General features: G+C 64.9%; 20 protein-coding genes. 16 read left to right on the top strand and 4 right to left on the bottom strand.

Going from position 1 to position 17,158, the window contains the following annotated elements; genetic code table 11:
* The first annotated feature begins 173 nt into the window (after window positions 1–173).
* The 11 genes from B597_RS29230 (at window position 174) to B597_RS29180 (ending at window position 9,765) form a co-directional block, all read left to right on the top strand.
* A complete protein-coding gene (locus B597_RS29230) occupies window positions 174–1,886 on the top strand; it encodes a nitrite reductase (protein WP_003293338.1) in 1,713 nt (570 codons plus the stop codon).
* A gap of 58 nt (window positions 1,887–1,944) precedes the next feature.
* Entirely contained in the window at window positions 1,945–2,259 is a 315-nt protein-coding gene (locus B597_RS29225) for a c-type cytochrome (RefSeq protein ID WP_003293337.1), read from the top strand.
* A gap of 15 nt (window positions 2,260–2,274) precedes the next feature.
* Window positions 2,275–2,616 (top strand): c-type cytochrome, encoded by a 342-nt coding sequence (locus B597_RS29220; protein ID WP_003293333.1) that lies wholly within the window; start codon window positions 2,275–2,277, stop codon window positions 2,614–2,616.
* A complete protein-coding gene (locus B597_RS29215; protein ID WP_003293332.1) occupies window positions 2,613–3,788 on the top strand; it encodes a cytochrome D1 domain-containing protein in 1,176 nt (391 codons plus the stop codon). The genes B597_RS29220 and B597_RS29215 overlap by 4 nt, the downstream gene beginning before the upstream one ends.
* A 1-nt stretch (window position 3,789) precedes the next feature.
* Window positions 3,790–4,248, top strand: coding sequence for an Lrp/AsnC family transcriptional regulator (locus B597_RS29210; RefSeq protein WP_003293330.1), 459 nt, complete (start codon window positions 3,790–3,792; stop codon window positions 4,246–4,248).
* Window positions 4,245–4,757, top strand: a complete 513-nt coding sequence (locus tag B597_RS29205; RefSeq protein WP_003293328.1) for a siroheme decarboxylase subunit beta — start codon at window positions 4,245–4,247, stop codon at window positions 4,755–4,757. The genes B597_RS29210 and B597_RS29205 overlap by 4 nt, the downstream gene beginning before the upstream one ends.
* A complete protein-coding gene (locus tag B597_RS29200) occupies window positions 4,750–5,193 on the top strand; it encodes an Lrp/AsnC family transcriptional regulator (protein WP_003293325.1) in 444 nt (147 codons plus the stop codon). The genes B597_RS29205 and B597_RS29200 overlap by 8 nt, the downstream gene beginning before the upstream one ends.
* Window positions 5,168–5,665, top strand: coding sequence for a siroheme decarboxylase subunit beta (locus B597_RS29195; protein WP_003293323.1), 498 nt, complete (start codon window positions 5,168–5,170; stop codon window positions 5,663–5,665). Before B597_RS29200 ends, B597_RS29195 begins: the two co-directional genes overlap by 26 nt.
* A 265-nt stretch (window positions 5,666–5,930) precedes the next feature.
* Entirely contained in the window at window positions 5,931–6,371 is a 441-nt protein-coding gene (locus tag B597_RS29190) for a c-type cytochrome (RefSeq protein WP_024161758.1), read from the top strand.
* 44 nt (window positions 6,372–6,415) lie between these two features.
* Entirely contained in the window at window positions 6,416–7,840 is a 1,425-nt protein-coding gene (locus tag B597_RS29185; RefSeq protein ID WP_003293321.1) for a cbb3-type cytochrome c oxidase subunit I, read from the top strand.
* A gap of 83 nt (window positions 7,841–7,923) precedes the next feature.
* Window positions 7,924–9,765, top strand: a complete 1,842-nt coding sequence (locus tag B597_RS29180; protein WP_003293319.1) for a nitric oxide reductase activation protein NorD — start codon at window positions 7,924–7,926, stop codon at window positions 9,763–9,765.
* A gap of 441 nt (window positions 9,766–10,206) precedes the next feature.
* Here B597_RS29180 and B597_RS29175 read toward each other — a convergent pair whose 3' ends face one another.
* The 4 genes from B597_RS29175 to ytfE form a co-directional block, all read right to left on the bottom strand.
* Window positions 10,207–10,398: a hypothetical protein gene (locus tag B597_RS29175; protein WP_003293317.1), complete on the bottom strand. Its 192-nt coding sequence runs from the start codon at window positions 10,396–10,398 to the stop codon at window positions 10,207–10,209.
* A 45-nt stretch (window positions 10,399–10,443) separates the two neighbouring features.
* Window positions 10,444–11,127 carry a Crp/Fnr family transcriptional regulator gene (locus tag B597_RS29170; RefSeq protein WP_003293315.1) on the bottom strand — a complete coding sequence of 228 codons (684 nt, stop codon included), beginning with the start codon at window positions 11,125–11,127 and terminating at the stop codon, window positions 10,444–10,446.
* 130 nt (window positions 11,128–11,257) lie between these two features.
* Window positions 11,258–11,779, bottom strand: a complete 522-nt coding sequence (locus B597_RS29165) for a hypothetical protein (RefSeq protein WP_003293313.1) — start codon at window positions 11,777–11,779, stop codon at window positions 11,258–11,260.
* Window positions 11,776–12,492: an iron-sulfur cluster repair protein YtfE gene (gene ytfE, locus B597_RS29160; RefSeq protein WP_003293311.1), complete on the bottom strand. Its 717-nt coding sequence runs from the start codon at window positions 12,490–12,492 to the stop codon at window positions 11,776–11,778. The genes B597_RS29165 and ytfE overlap by 4 nt, the downstream gene beginning before the upstream one ends.
* A 145-nt stretch (window positions 12,493–12,637) precedes the next feature.
* On the opposite strand from ytfE, the gene norR reads away from it, so the two are divergent.
* The 5 genes from norR (at window position 12,638) to ubiT (ending at window position 17,038) form a co-directional block, all read left to right on the top strand.
* Window positions 12,638–14,164 carry a nitric oxide reductase transcriptional regulator NorR gene (gene norR / locus B597_RS29155; protein WP_003293309.1) on the top strand — a complete coding sequence of 509 codons (1,527 nt, stop codon included), beginning with the start codon at window positions 12,638–12,640 and terminating at the stop codon, window positions 14,162–14,164.
* Between the two features lie 73 nt (window positions 14,165–14,237).
* Window positions 14,238–14,447 carry a hypothetical protein gene (locus tag B597_RS29150; RefSeq protein ID WP_003293308.1) on the top strand — a complete coding sequence of 70 codons (210 nt, stop codon included), beginning with the start codon at window positions 14,238–14,240 and terminating at the stop codon, window positions 14,445–14,447.
* A gap of 202 nt (window positions 14,448–14,649) precedes the next feature.
* Window positions 14,650–15,645: a ubiquinone anaerobic biosynthesis protein UbiU gene (gene ubiU / locus B597_RS29145; RefSeq protein ID WP_003293307.1), complete on the top strand. Its 996-nt coding sequence runs from the start codon at window positions 14,650–14,652 to the stop codon at window positions 15,643–15,645.
* Window positions 15,646–15,659: 14 nt separating this feature from the next.
* The gene (locus B597_RS29140) at window positions 15,660–16,550 is read left to right on the top strand and encodes a U32 family peptidase (protein ID WP_003293306.1); all 891 of its coding nucleotides are present in this window, start codon (window positions 15,660–15,662) and stop codon (window positions 16,548–16,550) included.
* The gene (gene ubiT / locus B597_RS29135) at window positions 16,544–17,038 is read left to right on the top strand and encodes a ubiquinone anaerobic biosynthesis accessory factor UbiT (RefSeq protein ID WP_003293303.1); all 495 of its coding nucleotides are present in this window, start codon (window positions 16,544–16,546) and stop codon (window positions 17,036–17,038) included. The genes B597_RS29140 and ubiT overlap by 7 nt, the downstream gene beginning before the upstream one ends.
* Window positions 17,039–17,158 lie beyond the last annotated feature (120 nt).

The raw sequence follows: 17,158 nt of genomic DNA, 5'->3' as shown, positions 1-17,158 counted from the left end.
TTGTCCGCGACAAGGCGTCACGCTCAGGGGGTGAGGAGGGATCTCTTGATTGTCGTCAAGCGGACCCGCAAAGCCGCTCTCATAGGATGCCCGTGCATCAACAACAACTGGATCTGCCGTACCGCCGTCACCTGAGCAGGAAGCGCATCCCGCGTTTCCAGAGGAGAAACAGCATGAAAAAACCACTACTGGCTGGATTCGTCGCCGGCTTCTCGTTACTCGCTCTGGGCATTGCTCAGGCACAGAACAATCCGGAAGACAAAGCCGAGGCTGCCTACAAGGGGCAAGCGTCGGCAGTCGATCCGGCCAGTGCACAGGTCGTGCATTCACCGGGCGCACCGGACCTCACCTCCGCCGAGTTCGAGCACGCCAAGGAAATCTATTTCCAGCGCTGCGCCGGCTGCCATGGCGTGCTGCGCAAGGGCGCGACCGGCAAGCCGCTGACCCCGGACATCACCCAGGAGCGTGGTCAGGCCTATCTGGAAGCGCTGATCACCTATGGCTCGCCTGCCGGGATGCCGAACTGGGGTACATCCAACGCGCTGACCAAGGATCAGATCACGCTGATGGCCAAGTACATTCAGCACACGCCGCCGACGCCGCCGGAGTGGGGCATGGCTGAGATGAAGAACTCCTGGAACGTGCTGGTCAAGCCGGAGGACCGGCCGAAGCAGCAGATGAACAAGCTGAACCTGCCGAACCTGTTCTCCGTCACCCTGCGTGACGACGGCAAGATCGCCCTCGTCGACGGCGACAGCAAGAAGATCGTCAAGACCATCGACACCGGCTACGCGGTGCATATTTCGCGCATGTCCGCTTCCGGCCGCTACCTGCTGGTTATCGGTCGCGACGCCAAGATCGACATGATCGACCTGTGGGGCAAGGAACCGACCAAGGTCGCCGAGATCAAGGTCGGCATCGAGGCCCGTTCGGTGGAAACCTCCAAGTACAAGGGCTACGAGGACAAGTACGTCATCGCCGGCGACTACTGGCCGCCGCAGTTCACCATCATGGACGGCGAGACCCTGGAGCCGCTGCAGATCGTCTCCACCCGTGGCATGACGGTCGATACCCAGGAATACCACCCCGAGCCCCGCGTCGCGGCGATCATCGCCTCGCACGAACATCCGGAGTTCATCGTCAACGTCAAGGAAACCGGCAAGGTCCTGCTGGTCAACTACGAGGACATTGATAACCTGACCACCACCATGATCGGCACTGCGCCGTTCCTGCATGACGGCGGCTGGGACGTCAGCCACCGCTACTTCATGACGGCGGCGAACAACTCCAACAAGGTCGCGGTGATCGACTCGAAGGAGCGCAAGATGGCCGCCCTGGTCGACGTCGGCAAGATCCCGCACCCGGGTCGTGGCGCCAACTTCGTGCACCCCGAGTACGGCCCGGTATGGGCCACCAGCCACTTGGGCGATGAAACCATCTCGCTGATCGGAACCGATCCGGCCAAGCATCCGAAGAACGCCTGGAAAGTGGTCGAGACGCTCAAGGGCCAGGGTGGCGGTTCGCTGTTCATCAAGACCCATCCAAAATCCAAGCACCTGTATCTGGATACCACCTTCAATCCGGATGCCAAGATCAGCCAGTCGGCAGCGGTGTTCGATATCAACAATCTGAAGGCCGGCTACAAGGTGCTGCCGATCGGTGAATGGTCTGGTCTAAAGGGCGGTGCCCAGCGTGTGGTGCAGCCGGAGTACAACGAGGCCGGCAACGAGGTCTGGTTCTCCGTGTGGAACGGCCAGGACGAGGAGTCGGCCATCGTGGTGGTCGATGACAAGACGCTAGAACTCAAAACAGTGATCAAGGACAAAAGGTTGATTACCCCAACCGGTAAATTTAACGTCCACAACACTCAGTACGACGTTTACTGAGCCCACCTGGGGGCGGGCCTCAAGATCTGCCCCCGATTTAGCCTTGAGGAAGTAACTCATGAAAAAAATCTTCATCCCGCTGCTCGCCCTTGGCGGCGCGCTGGCCCTGCAGCCAGCCATGGCCCAGGACGGCGAGGCGCTGTTCAAGAGCAAGCCTTGCGCGGCCTGCCATAGCCTGGACGCCAAGATGGTCGGCCCGGCCCTGAAGGAAGTCGCCGCCAAGTACGCCGGCCAGGACGGTGCTGCCGAGTTGCTCGCGGGCCACATCAAGAACGGCACCCAGGGCAATTGGGGTCCGATCCCGATGCCGCCAAACCCTGTCACCGACGAGGAAGCCAAGACCCTCGCCGAGTGGGTTCTCAGCCTCAAGTAAACGATGGAGGGCGCCATGGAGATGTCCCGACAAGCCGTAACGCGTCTGGGACTCGCCCTGGCGTCCTGCCTCCTGATTCCCACTGTCCTGGCCGGCGCACCTAGCGCCGAACGCCAGGCAACGCTCGACCATCTGCTGCTTCAGGACTGTGGCTCCTGCCATGGCCTGCGCATGACCGGCGGCCTCGGCCCCGCGCTCACCCGCCAGGCGCTGGCCGGCAAACCCCGTGAAGCGCTCATCGCCACCGTCACCCACGGTAGACCCGGTACGCCCATGCCCGGCTGGAATGCCTTGCTCGACGAGCAGGACATCGCCTACCTGGTCGACCGCCTGCTCGAAGGATACCCCAAGCCATGATTCGTCCTTTTCTGCTGCTGGCTGTGGCCAGTCTGCTCGCGGCCTGTGCACAGCAGCCGCTGCGCGGCACAGGTGACCTGGGCGTGGTGGTGGAGCGCGCCAGCGGTAGCCTGCAGATCATCGAGAGCAGCAACCAGAGCCAGCTCGCCCGTATCGAGGGCCTGGGCGATCTGTCCCATGCCTCGGTGGTCTTCTCCCGTGATCAGCGTTACGCCTATGTGTTCGGGCGCGACGGTGGGCTGACCAAGGTCGACCTGCTGCGCCAGCGCATCGACCGCCGTGTGGTTCAGGGAGGCAACAGCATCGGCGGGGCGATCAGCCAGGATGGCCGGCTGATCGCGGTGGGCAACTACGAGCCGGGCGGCGTCAAGGTATTCGATGCCGAGACCCTTGAGCTGGTCGCCGACATTCCGGCCACGCCGCTGGCCGATGGCAGCCGCAATTCGCGGGTGGTCGGCGTGCTCGACGCACCGGGTCGGCGCTTCATCTACAGCCTGTTCGACACCAACGAGACCTGGCTGCTGGATTTCAGCCAGGGGGATACACCGACCGTCACGCGTTTCGAGAACGTCGGCAAGCAGCCCTACGATGCGCTGCTGACCCCTGACGGCCGCTACTACATCGCCGGCCTGTTCGGCGAGGACGGCATGGCCAAGATCGACCTCTGGCACACCGTCCGTGGTGTCGAGCGGATCATCGACGGTTACGGCCGCGGTCAGGAGAAACTGCCGGTCTACAAGATGCCCCACCTGGAGGGCTGGACGGTGGCCGGCGACCAGACCTTCGTCCCCGCCATCGGCCAGCATCGGGTGCTGGTGATGGATTCGAAGAGCTGGAAGCAGACCGACGCCATCGATGTCGCCGGCCAGCCGGTTTTCGTCATGGCGCGGCCGGATGCGCGGCAGATCTGGGTCAACTTCGCGCACCCGGACAACGGCAAGGTGCAGGTGATCGACAGCGAAACCCACGAGATCATCGCCACCCTGGAGCCCGGTCCGGCGGTGCTGCATATGGAATTCACCGCCCGTGGTGACCAGCTCTGGCTGTCGGTGCGCGACGGCAACGAGGTCCAGGTCTGGGACCCCTACAGCCTGAAGCTGATCAAGCGCCTGCCGGCACAGAGCCCGAGCGGCATCTTCTTCAGCAGCCGCGCTCACGAGACGGGGTTGTGACATGCACATCGACGCTCTCAGTCGCCGCCTGATCGACCGTTTTCAGCACGGCATGCCGCTGTGTGCCGAACCCTACCGCGCCATGGCCGAGGAACTCGGCTGCAGCGAGGACGAGGTGCTCGCCTGCCTCGAACAGCTGCAGGCCGCCGGCGGGCTTTCGCGCGTCGGCCCGGTGTTCGAACACAGCCGAGCCGGCGCCAGCACCCTGGTGGCGCTGGCCGTGCCCGAAGCGCGGCTGGAGCAGGTGGCGGCCCGCATCAATGCCTTCCCCGAGGTCAATCACAACTATCTGCGCGAGCATCGCTACAACCTCTGGTTCGTGCTGACCGGGCCGGACCGTGCGCACATCGACCGAGTGCTCGCCGAGATCGAAGCCGACACCGGACTGGTGCCCCTGGACCTGCCGATGCTCAACGCGTTTCGCATCGATCTGGGCTTTCCCTTGGGAGAACCGTCATGAACGACTGCCTAAACGATTTGCAGGCGATGCAGCTGCGCCGCCTGCTCGAGGCCGGCCTGCCACTGGCGGCAAGGCCCTACCAGCGCCTTGCCGAGCAGATCGGCTGCAGCGAGCGACAGGTGCTCGAACAGGTCGAACAGTGGCAGGAGGCCGGGCTGTTCCGCCGCGTTGGGCTGGTGCTGAAACACCGGGCGCTGGGGTTTCGCGCCAATGCCATGCTGGTGATGGATATTCCCGACGAGCTGGTCGACGCGATCGGCCGCCGCCTGGGCCAGGCTGTCGGGGTCAATCTCTGTTACCAGCGGCCACGGCGCCTGCCACAGTGGCCCTACAACCTGTTCTGCATGGTTCACGGTCGCGAGCGTGAACAGGTCTGCGGACTGATCGAGCGGCTGCTGGCCGAGCACGGTCTGAGCGATGTGCCGCACCAGTTGCTGTTCAGCACGCGGGCCTTCAAACAGTGTGGCGGACGTTTCGCGCCGCCATTGCCGGACGTCGCCAATGGATGACTTCGATCGACTGCTGATCAATCGCCTGCAACACGGCTTGCCGCTGGTCCGCCAGCCATGGGAAGCGCTGGCTACGGAGTTGGGCAGCAGCTCCGAGACGTTGCGGCAGCGGGTCCAGGCATTGCTCGAGGACGGCACCCTGACCCGCTTCGGCCCGATGTTCGATGTCGAGCGCCTCGGCGGCGCCTTCACCCTGGCCGCGCTGGCGGTACCGGAGGCGCGCTTCGACGAGGTCGCCGCGCAGCTCGAGGCGATGCCCGAGGTCGCCCACAATTACCGCCGTGAGCACCAGTGGAACATGTGGTTCGTGCTCGGTTGCGAGACGCCCGCGGGTGTCACCGAAGCCATCGCCCGCATCGAGGCGCAGACCGGCCTGACGGTGCTCAACCTGCCGAAGGAGAAAACCTATCATGTCGGTTTGCACTTCCCCGTCTGACGAAGCGCTGGTGCGTCGGTTGGTCGAGCTGACCGAGGCCGGACTGCCGCTGGTGGCCGATCCCTGGGCCTGGCTCGCCGACGAGCTGGGGCTCGCGGTGGACGACACCCTGGCGCTGCTGCAGCGCCTGCAGGCCGAGGGGGCGATCCGCCGGATCGCCGCGGTGCCCAACCACTACCGCCTGGGTTACCGGCACAACGGCATGACCGTGTGGGATGTCGACGATGCCGAGATCGACCGCCTGGGCGCGCTGATCGGCGCGCAGCCCTTCGTCAGCCACTGCTACCGACGGCCGCGCCGCGACGGCTGGCCTTACAACCTGTTCGCCATGGTGCACGGGCGCGATGCCAGTGACATCGAGGCCTACCGCAACCAGATCCGCGCCTTGCTCGGCAGCGCCTGCCGGGCGAACGAGATGCTGGTGTCCAGTCGCATCCTGAAGAAGACCGGCCTGCGCATCGCTGCGCTGTAGCGCAGCGCCTGAAACGCCCGTCCCGGCGTCTGCGCTGGCGATGTTGGGCTTCGGCGCGTATGAGCCATCCGGCTATCGCTGCAAGCCGCTGGCGTGAGTCGGCGCGCTGTGCGGCGTGCCTGGCATGTTCTGCAGGCCCTCCCGGCAACTACCTGCTGCACCCGGAAAGACCGACTGCCACGTTCGGGTTTTTCTTGATTGCCATCAAGCAGGTTTCGATAGCCTCCTTCTTAAACTGGCCACGCCAAGCCATGAGGAGGCGACCATGTCCGAGACCTTCACCAAGGGTATGGCCAGGAATATCTACTTCGGAGGAAGCGTCTTCTTCTTCCTGGTGTTCCTCGGCCTTACCTACCACACAGAGCAGACTTTCCCCGAACGTTCGAACGCATCGGAAATGACCGAAGCGGTCGTGCGCGGCAAGGCAGTCTGGGAAAACAACAACTGCATCGGCTGCCACAGCCTGCTGGGTGAAGGTGCCTACTTCGCACCGGAGCTGGGCAACGTGTTCGTCCGTCGGGGCGGTGACGAGGCCTTCAAGCCGTTCCTGCACGCCTGGATGAAAGCCCAGCCACTCGGCGCCCCCGGTCGCCGCGCGATGCCGCAATTCAATCTGACCGAGCAGCAAGTTGACGATATGGCGGAGTTCCTCAAGTGGACTTCGAAGATCGACACCAACAACTGGCCGCCAAACAAGGAAGGTTGAGTGATGAACGTCTTTGTTTCCGAATTCACTGGAGGGGCCACGAGATGAGCATTCTCAACCCGCATCTCAAATTCCAATCGCAGGCCGTCGCCAAACCCTACTTCGTGTTTGCGCTGATGCTGTTCGTCGGTCAGATCCTCTTCGGTCTGATCATGGGGCTGCAGTACGTGGTAGGTGACTTCCTGTTCCCGCTGCTGCCGTTCAACGTGGCGCGGATGGTTCACACCAACCTGCTGATCGTCTGGCTGCTGTTCGGCTTCATGGGCGCGGCCTACTACCTCATTCCCGAGGAAGCGGACCGCGAACTGCACAGTCCGAAACTGGCCATCATCCTGTTCTGGGTGTTCGCCGCGGCCGGCGTGCTGACCATTCTCGGTTACCTGTTCGTGCCCTATGCGGGCCTGGCGGAAATGACCAAGAACGAGCTGCTCCCGACCATGGGACGCGAGTTCCTCGAGCAGCCGACGATCACCAAGATCGGCATTGTGGTGGTGGCCCTGGGCTTCCTCTACAACATTGGCATGACCATGCTCAAGGGTCGCAAGACCGTGGTCAGTACGGTGATGATGACCGGTCTGATCGGCCTCGCGGTGTTCTTCCTGTTCTCCTTCTACAACCCCGAGAACCTGGCGCGCGACAAGTACTACTGGTGGTTCGTCGTGCACCTGTGGGTGGAAGGCGTGTGGGAACTGATCATGGGTTCGATGCTCGCCTTCGTCCTGATCAAGATCACCGGCGTTGACCGCGAAGTGGTCGAGAAGTGGCTCTACGTGATCATCGCCATGGCCCTGATCACCGGCATCATCGGCACCGGCCACCACTTCTTCTGGATCGGCGCACCGACCGTGTGGCTGTGGCTGGGCTCGATCTTCTCCGCCCTGGAACCGCTGCCGTTCTTCGCCATGGTGCTGTTCGCCCTGAACATGGTGAACCGTCGCCGCCGCGAGCATCCGAACAAGGCCGCCTCGCTGTGGGCCATCGGCACCACCGTGACTGCCTTCCTCGGCGCAGGTGTATGGGGCTTCCTGCACACCCTGGCTCCGGTGAACTACTACACCCACGGCTCGCAGATCACGGCCGCGCACGGTCACCTGGCCTTCTACGGCGCCTACGCGATGATCGTGATGACCATGATCAGCTACGCCATGCCGCGTCTGCGTGGCCTGGGTGAAGCGCCGGATGCACGGGCGCAGCGCATCGAGGTCTGGGGCTTCTGGCTGATGACCCTGTCGATGGTCGCCATCACCCTGTTCCTCACCGCCGCAGGCGTGGTGCAGGTCTGGCTGCAGCGGATCCCTGCCGATGGTGCCGCCATGTCCTTCATGGCAACCGCCGACCAGCTGGCCATCTTCTTCTGGCTGCGTCTGGTGGCCGGGGTGATCTTCCTGATCGGTCTGGTCTGCTACCTGTACAGCTTCCGCCAGCGCGGTCGGGTACCGGTCGCAGCAGCGGCAGCCGCCGCGGCCTGAGACGGTTCGCAATGAGCATCGACGGCCCGGCTGGTATTAGCGGGCCGTTTTGCGTTTCAACTGCCAGCTCGGAGTAACCCGCCATGGCCTTTACCATCGAAGTGGAAGAGTGGGTCGGCAGTGTCTGGCACCGCTTCATCACCCGTCGCGCCAGCCCGGATTTCCCGGAAGCACGGGTCGATCTCGAGAGCATGCAGCGTCCGCTGTCGCTGCTGTTCCGCGCCATGGGTGGCGCCAGCGGGGTCGGCGTCGAAGCCGCCAGCGCGCGTGATCTGCTGCTCCGGCGCAACCTGCTGCAACAGGTCGCCGGGACCTGCAAGCAACTGCCGGTGGCCTGGTGCGACGCCAGCAATCTGCGGCTGCCGCAGAGCCTGGCGGTCTACCCGGAAGTCTCGCTGAATCAGGACCTGTATCGCTGGCTGGCGCTGCTCGCCGCGCAGGCTGGGCCGATGCGCCACTGGGCGCGCGACAACCAGCGCTGGACCCAGGCCATCCTCGAGCAGTTTCCGGCCATGCGCGCGCGTTACCGGCGGCTGGTCGAGGCCCATCTGCAACTGCGCCCGGACCCGAGCCAGCTGCCCAAGGCCGAGGCCGCGCTGGAAGCGGCGCTGTGCCAGGCCTTGCGCGAGCCGGGCAGCGTCAGCCAGTTCCCGCGCAGCGAGCGCGCGCCCTGGCCGCTGCCGCTGTGGCTGTATCCGGCGGACAACCTCGGTGAACCCCAGACCACCCAGCGCGCCGAGGAAGGCGAGGGCAATCTGGAAACCCCGCCCGGCGGCGAGTCGCGCCAGCGCAAGCGCGCCCGGCGGGTCGAGGAAAGCTCGAGCAAGGGTGGCCTGCTGCTGTTCCGTCTGGAGAACCTGTTCAGCTGGTCCGAACACATCGAGCTGGACCGCTGCGGCGACGACACAGAGGACCTAGACGCGGCCCGTGTCGCCGAGGATCTCGACGAACTGGCTCTGTCGCGTCAGCGCATGCGGCAGGGCGGCGGGCTCAAGCTGGACCTGGATCTGCCGGCCGCGGACTTCGACGATGTGCCGCTGGGCGAGGGCATCAAGTTGCCCGAGTGGGATTATCGCAAGCAGCGTCTGCAGAAGGATTTCGTCAACCTGCAGCTGATGCTGCCGCGCGGCTCGGAAGCCAAGCCGTTGCCGCTGCACCTGTCGCCGTTGGCGCGGCGCCTGCGTCGGCAGTTCGAGCACCTGCGCAACGACCGCCAGTGGCTGCGCCAGCAACCCCAGGGTTCGGAGCTGGACATGCAGGCCTGGCTCGACTTCCACGTCGAGCGGCAGAACGGCCAGTGCGCCGAGCGTGGTCTGTTCATGGAGCAGCGGCAGAACCGCCGCGACCTGGCCTGCCTGCTGCTGGCCGACCTGTCGATGTCCACCGATGCGCACCTGGACAACGAGCACCGGGTGATCGATGTGGTCACCGACAGCCTGCTGCTGTTCGGCGAGGCGCTGTCGGCGGTGGGCGATCCCTTTGCGCTGTACGGCTTCTCCTCGCTGCGCCGCCAGCAGGTGCGCATGCAGGAGCTGAAGAGCTTCCGCCAGCCCTACGGCGACGAGACCCGCGGCCGTATCCAGGCGCTCAAGCCCGGCTATTACACCCGCATGGGCGCGGCCATTCGCCAGGCCACCGAACTGCTCGGCGCCTGCAAGCAGCGGCGTAAGCTGTTGCTGCTGGTGACCGACGGCAAACCGAACGATCTGGATCTGTACGAAGGCCGCTACGGTGTCGAGGACACCCGCCAGGCGGTGATGGAGGCACGCAAGCAGGGCCTGCTGCCGTTCTGCATCACCATCGACCGCGAGGCCGGCGATTACCTGCCGTACATGTTCGGCGCCAACGGCTACACCCTGATCAAGGAGCCACAGCAGCTGCCGTTCCGCCTGCCGCAGCTGTACAAACAGCTGACCCAGCCGTAGGCAAGGTGGGTGGAGGCGCGGTGATTTCCACCGTGGCGCTGCATCGCGCGTGACAGTAGGGTGGATGTCGCCTTTTACATCCACCGGATGCCGCTCGGTGGGTCGGTAAAGCGTGATCCACCCTACGGGACTGGCCCAGCTGTAATCGCGGTGCAACAAGTAGGGTGGATGTCGCCTTTTCCATCCACCGGATGCCGCTCGGTGGATCGGTGAAGCGTGATCCACCCTACGGGGCTGGCCCAGCTGTAATCACGGTGCAATAAGAAGGGTGGATGTCGCCTTTTACATCCGCCGCGATGCCGCTCGGTGGATCGGTGAAGCGTGATCCACCCTACGGGGCTGGCCCAGCTGTAATCGCGGTGCAATAAGTAGGGTGGATGTCGCCTTTTACATCCACCGGACGCTGCTCGGTGGATCGGTGAAGCGTGATCCATCCTACGCTCAGAACAGGTGGCGCGGCAGCCAGATGATCATCACTGCGCAGAAGATGCTGAGAGCGATGCAGAACCAGAGGAAGCGCCGCTGGCGGCGTTGCGGGGCGCTGTCGGCGCGTGCCGGCAGGGGCATGCCGCAGTTGCCGCATTCGGCTTCCTGTGGCGGATGGTCCTGTTGGCAGTACAGGCACTGGGGCATGGTGGCGTTCCTCTGGTCCGGCAAAGCCGTGGGCCTTGCCCGTACTTACTCGAACTGCTCGAGCCGCTGGCGGTCGAGAATGGCGATCTGGCGGCCCTCCTGGGTGATGATGCCCTCGTCGATCAGGCGCCGTATGATCCGCGAAAAGGTTTCCGGCTGGATCGACAGGTGCCCGGCGACCAGTTGCTTGGCCATCGGCAGTTCGAAACTGTTGCTGTCGTCCTTCGTCCTCGCCAGTTGCGTCAGCAGATAACGAACCACACGGTGCGTGGCGTTCTTCAGCGACAGCGTCTCGATCTCGTTGATGCGCTGGTGCAGGCGCACGCAGAGCTTGCCGAGCAGGGCGAAGGTGAGCCGCTGATTGGCTTCCAGCAGGCGCATGTAGGCGGCATTGGAGAAGCGGTAGACCTGCGACGGGCAGACCGCCTGGGCTGAGGCCACATAGTTGGGCGTGTCCATCAGCATCATGGCTTCGGCGAAGGTCTGGCGATTGCCGATCACCTCGAAGACCTTTTCCTGGCCGTCCGGCGTCAGGCGATAGACCTTAACCGCGCCGGAGATGACGAAGTAGAAGTGGTGCGCCGGCTCGCCCTGGTGGAACAGGTTGTCGCCCTTGTCCAGGTTGAGCAACTGGCTGGTGTTGAGCAGTTCTTCCATCTGCTCTTCGTTCAGCGGCTCGAACAGGTGGTGGCTGCGAAGGATCTGGTGGTGTACGCGGTGAAGCACCATGCAAGGCGTCCTGTCTCGATTAACAACAATGAATGTCGGCCCCAGCCTAACGCATGTGCTGTTGACGACACATGCCGGACCTTGACCAAAATCAAACCCGGCAGGTGAAGAGCCATTCCTGCCCGCACGATCAATGCAGATCGGCGACAAAGCCGTCACGCCAGACCGGTTCGGCGAACAGCTGTGTATAGCGTTCCAGTGCAGCGAAGATGCGTTGCAGACCCGCTTCACGCTGCTCGGCATCGGATAGTGCCTCGGTGCCCTCGAGCAGGTCGCTCAGCAGACCGTGCAGGCCGGCGTCGGCGGCTTCCGGCAGCCGACAGTTGGCGATCAGGTAAGCGGTCGCGGCTTCGATCTCGCGTTGCAGCGCGGCTGCCGATTGCTCATCGAGCGGCTGACCCGGATCGCTCGGCAGGCTGCGTTGTACTGCCTCGTGGATGCGGGTCATGCCTTCGCGCAAGGCCTCGTCGGTAGCCCAGCGCTCGCCGGGTAGTGCATCACTGGCGACTGACGGCTGAGCGTGCTGGCTGTGCTGGTGGGCGGTGGCGGCCTGCGCGGTACCGACGACCACAGCGAGGGCGAAGTTGCTGGCCAGGGCGACGACCGAGGCCATCGCCAGGCCCCAGCCGAGCGGTTGCAGGTACTGCTTCATGAGCGGACCGCCTCGCTGCCTTGATCGGTCGTCTGGCTGTCAGGGCCGGAGCCCTCGGCGTTACGGAACAGCACGTTGTTCTCCAGATGGATATGCAGCATCAGGTCGTCCCGCAGCTCCTCCAGCCCGCGGTACAGCGCGCGCCAAGTGTTGCAGGCATTGGCCGGTGGGGTGATGTCGTTGGTCAGCAGCGCCAGTTGCTCCAGCGAGTTGCCGTGTTCCTCATGCTCGTAGCGCATCACCGAGATCGGCCCCTGTGCCTGCGGCAAGCGCATGCCGCGCTGCAGCATCGGGAAGAGGACCTGCTCTTCCTTGAGCATGTGGCTCTCCAGCGCCTGTTGCATGTGCCAGAGGTGTTCGGCGAGCCCGTTGGGGCATTCCGGGCGGTTGCCGTGCACCTGCTCGACACGGCTGGCGAGACGGATCAGCTCCGGGAACTGGTCGCGATGGCGCTCGTGAAAGCGCGCCAGGATGTACTCGATCAGCTTTCCGGCTGGCACGCTGCGCCAGTCCTGCTCGGTGGTATCAGGTTCCAGTGCCAGCAATGCACCGGCGATCATCTGCGGATCGATATCGATTCGCGCGGCGGCCTCGCGCAGCGAAACGTCGCCGGCGCAGCAGAAGTCCAGGCGAAACTGACGGAATACACGGGTGGCACCCGGCACCGAACAGGCAAGATTGCCGAGTGTCTGGTCGATAAGGTCGGTGGTCATGGCAGCGGTCCTGAGGAACATGACTCGACAATCGCAACAGCCATGCCAGGCACCGGGCCGCCGGAAACGGGCGATTGCGGGGTGTGGCTGGTGGAAATGACCCGAAGCGTTTATGGTTTTAAAAACCCTGAGGGTATCCAGCACCATGATGGCCGACGCACTGCTTGCCGATCTGACCACCGAACTGCCCAACGCCGTGCGCCTGCAGCGCCTGGTGCAGACGCTGCATCGACATTTCCACTGCGGTGCGGTGGTGCTGCTGCGCCTGGACGAAGACAGTCTGCGTCCACTGGCAGCGGTCGGATTGGTGCAGGAGGCGCTCGGCCGACGCTTCGTCGTCGCCCAGCACCCGCGTCTGGCGGCGATCCTCTCGCAGCGCGAGCCGACCTGGTTCGAGCCTGACAGCCGACTGCCGGACCCCTACGACGGTCTGCTCGACGAACATGTCGGCGAGCCGTTGCCGGTGCACGATTGCATGGGCGTCAGCCTGTACGTCGAGGGCAAGCTGTGGGGCGCGCTGACCCTCGATGCATTGCATGCTGGCACCTTCGACGACGACGCCCGCTGCGACCTGCAGCGCTTCACGCTGGTGATCGAGGCCGCCGTACGGGTGACCCGCCTGGAACATGAGAATCGCGGCCTGCGCCTGGCGCGCAGCGATGTGATGGAAACCACGCTGGATCATGGTGACGGTGAGATTCTCGGCCAGAGCGGTGTGATCCGCGAGCTGTTGCGCGAACTGCAGGTGGTGGCCGATTCCGAACTGCCGGTGCTGCTGCTGGGAGAAACCGGCGTCGGCAAGGAGCTATTCGCCCGCTGGCTGCACCGTCATTCGCGGCGGCGCAACAAACCGCTGGTGCATGTCAATTGCGCGGCGCTGCCCGAGTCCCTGGCCGAAAGCGAACTGTTCGGCCACGTCAAGGGCGCCTTCTCCGGTGCCACCACCGATCGGCCCGGCCGTTTCGACGCTGCCAACGGTGGCACGCTGCTGCTCGACGAGGTCGGCGAACTGCCACTGACGGTGCAGGCCAAGCTGCTGCGCACCCTGCAGAACGGCGAGATCCAGCGGCTCGGTGCGGACAAGCCGCGGCAGGTGGATGTACGGATCATCGCCGCGACCAACCGCAACCTGCGCGACAGCGTGCGCGACGGGCACTTCCGCGCTGATCTCTATCATCGTCTGTCGGTCTACCCGGCGCCGATTCCGCCTTTGCGCGAGCGCGGCAACGACGTGCTGATCCTCGCCGGACACTTCCTCGAGCTCAATCGTGCCCGCCTGGGGCTGCGCAGCATGCGCCTGTCGCCGGCCGCCGAGCGTGCGCTGCTGGGCTACTCCTGGCCGGGCAACGTGCGCGAGCTGGAGCACGTGGTCAGTCGCGCGGCGCTGCGTCTGCTCAGCCGCGGCGCGTCGCGTAGCGAGATCCTCACCCTGGAGCCCGATCTGCTGGACCTGGACAGCCATGCCATCGGCGTGGCAGTGCCGCAGGTGGCCGACGAACCGGTAATCGCCGACGAGGTGCTGCCGCTGCGCCACACCGTCGATGCGGCCCAGCGCCAGGCCATCGTCCGGGCGCTGGAGGCCAGTGGCGAGAACTGGGCGCAGGCCGCCCGGTTGCTGGAGGTCGATCCGAGCAACCTGCACAAGCTGGCACGGCGGCTGAAGCTCAAGTAGCGCCCGTCGGCCGGCGAGAGTCGCAGACAACAAGCCATGGTCTAACCTCACATCACCCGTCGAGGAGCGCCCAATGGCCCTGAACCAGAACGAATTCGAAGCGCTGCTGAGCGAGGCGCAGGCCTTCGCCGAGCGCGCCGCCAGCGAAAACAATCCGTTGCACTACCGTGACGCCTTCGCCGCCAGCCTCAAGGCCATCCGCCTGCTCGGCGAGGAGTCGGGCGCGTGGCGGCAGATGGTGGCCCGCGCCACCGAGGAATTCGAGGGCGACGAGGGGATCTGAGGCATTCTTTCCGCCAGCCCCGGGCTATTGGCGGGATTTTTCCGTGCTGCCTTTCGTCGCAGGCGCGACGTCCGGCCAATCTTGACCCCTATCAATGCTGGCCATTGGTCAGCTGCCTAGACTGCCGGCTGTTTTCCGTTCAGCCGAACGACCGCCGCGCTTCCTGCGCGGCGCGCATGTACCCGAATGTCTAGGAGTTGCCATGCACCTGGTCTGCCCGGCAGGAAGCCTGCCCGCGCTCAAGGCCGCCGTCCAGCAGGGCGCCGATGCCATCTACGTCGGATTTCGCGACGACACCAATGCCCGTCATTTCGCCGGCCTCAATCTCGATGAGAAGCAGCTCGACAAGGGCCTGCAGCTGATTCGTGAGAAAGGCCGGCAGCTGTATATCGCCGTCAACACCTATGCCCAGCCGGACGGCTGGAATCGCTGGCAGCGCGCCGTGGATCAGGCCGCCGACCTGGGCGTGGATGCACTGATCGCCGCCGACCCCGGCGTGCTCGGCTATGCCAGCAAGCGCCATCCCAGGCTCAATCTGCACCTTTCGGTACAGGGCTCGGCGACCAACGCCGCGGCGCTGGCGTTCTATCAGGAGCGCTACGGCATCAACCGTGCAGTGCTGCCGCGGGTACTTTCGCTCAAGCAGGTCAAGCAGGTCGCGGCGAGCAGCCCGGTGCCGATCGAAGTGTTCGCTTTCGGCAGCTTGTGCATCATGGCCGAAGGCCGTTGCCACCTGTCTTCCTATCTCACCGGCGAGTCGCCGAACCTCTGCGGTGTCTGCTCGCCAGCCAAGGCGGTGCGTTGGAGCGAAGAGCCGGAAGGGCTGACCTCGCGTCTCAACAACGTGCTGATCGACCGCTACGCCGAAGGCGAATCGGCCGGCTACCCGACGCTGTGCAAGGGGCGCTTCATGGTCAACGGCCAGCGTTTTCACGCGCTCGAAGAGCCGACCAGCCTGAACACCCTGGATCTGATTCCCGAACTCGCCGCCATCGGCGTCACCGCGATGAAGATCGAGGGTCGCCAGCGCAGCCCGGCCTACGTCGAACAGGTCACCCGCGTCTGGCGCGCCGCGCTGGACAGCTACCTGAAAGCGCCGCAGCGCTATGCGGTCGAACCCGGCTGGCGGCAGGTACTGGACGGTCTTTCCGAAGGCTCGCAGACCACCCTGGGTGCTTACCACCGGGCCTGGCAATGAACGAGGAGTCACCCATGAAACTTTCTCTGGGCCCGGTGCTGTTCTACTGGGATCGCCAGCAGACGCTGGACTTCTACGCCAATATGGCCAGCCAGCCGCTGGATGTGATCTACCTCGGTGAGACCGTCTGTTCCAAGCGCCGCGCCATGATGCTCGACGACTGGCTGGGGCTGGCCCGCGACCTGGCCGAAGCCTCGTCGGCGCAACTGGTGCTGTCCGGCCTGACCCTGGTCGAGGCGGCATCCGAGCTGTCCAGCCTGCGTCGCCTGTGTGACAACGGCGAGCTGCTGGTGGAAGCCAACGACATGGGCGCGGTGCAGCTGATGGCCGAGCGCAAGTTGCCCTTCGTCGGTGGTCCGGCGTTGAACCTCTACAACGGCCACGCGCTGGCCGAACTGGTGGCCAGCGGCATGGCCCGCTGGGTGCCGCCGGTGGAGGCTTCCGGCAAGCTGATCAGGAGCGCCCGTGCGCAGCTGCAGGAGCTGGACGTCACGCTGCCGGAAATCGAGGTCTTCGCCTACGGCCACCTGCCGCTGGCCTATTCGGCGCGCTGCTTCACCGCCCGCGCGGAGAACCGGCCGAAGGACGACTGCCAGTTCTGCTGCCAGAACTATCCCGAGGGTATCCCGCTACTCAGCCAGGAGGGTGAGGCGCTGTTCACCATCAACGGTATCCAGACCATGTCCGCTTCGGTCAGCAACCTGCTCGCCGACTACGCGGGCCTGGTCGATAGCGGCGCCGATCTGCTGCGCCTGAGCCCGCGTGCGGCCGGCATGGAAGAGGTGATCGGCGCCTTCGATGCAGTGCGCAAGGGAGCGCTGCCGCCGCTGGCGGTGGACGGTTGCAATGGCTATTGGCATGGCCAGCCGGGCATGCTGCGCGCCGAGGAGGCCGGATTATGCTGAACCCACGTGCCCATCTGGTGAGTCTCGGCGGGCGGCTGTTGCCGCTCGCGGCCAGGACGCCATTCCTGCTCCAGCGTCTGGCGCTGGAGCGCAGCCTCAATCAGGTATTCGCCGAAGCGCTCAGCGACGGCGCCTTCGACGTGCTTGACGGCCACTGGATGAAGCTCGAAGTCGCCGACCTCGGCCTTGCCTGGTGCCTGACCTGCGAGCGCGAGCAACTGCGCATTGCGGCGCAGGCACCGGTGGAGGTGACCATACGCGGCAACTGGCGCGAGTTCCTGCTGCTGGCCAGCCGCCAGGAAGACCCGGACACGCTGTTCTTCCGCCGCCGGCTGGTTATCGAGGGTGATACCGAGCTGGGCTTGGCGATCAAGAACCTGATCGACAGTCTCGACCCCGACACACTACCGAGCTGGCTGTGGAAGCTGCTGCAGGCAGCGGGTGAGGAAGTGGCCGCGGCCAATCGGGCGCAGGCGGCCAAGGCCTGATCGAGGGTTCGCCCGGTGGGCTGAAGCCCACCCTACAGTCGGGACTCCGTGGCGCGGGGGCCGCGAGGACAATCCGCGTAGGGTAGGCTTCAGCCCACCAGCAAGCTCGCATCTCTCTTC

It is taken from the genome of Stutzerimonas stutzeri KOS6, assembly GCF_000307775.2.
GTDB lineage: Bacteria > Pseudomonadota > Gammaproteobacteria > Pseudomonadales > Pseudomonadaceae > Stutzerimonas > Stutzerimonas stutzeri_B.
The sequence above is the reverse complement of the archived record's forward strand: the minus strand, read 5'-3'. Positions and strand labels throughout refer to the sequence as shown.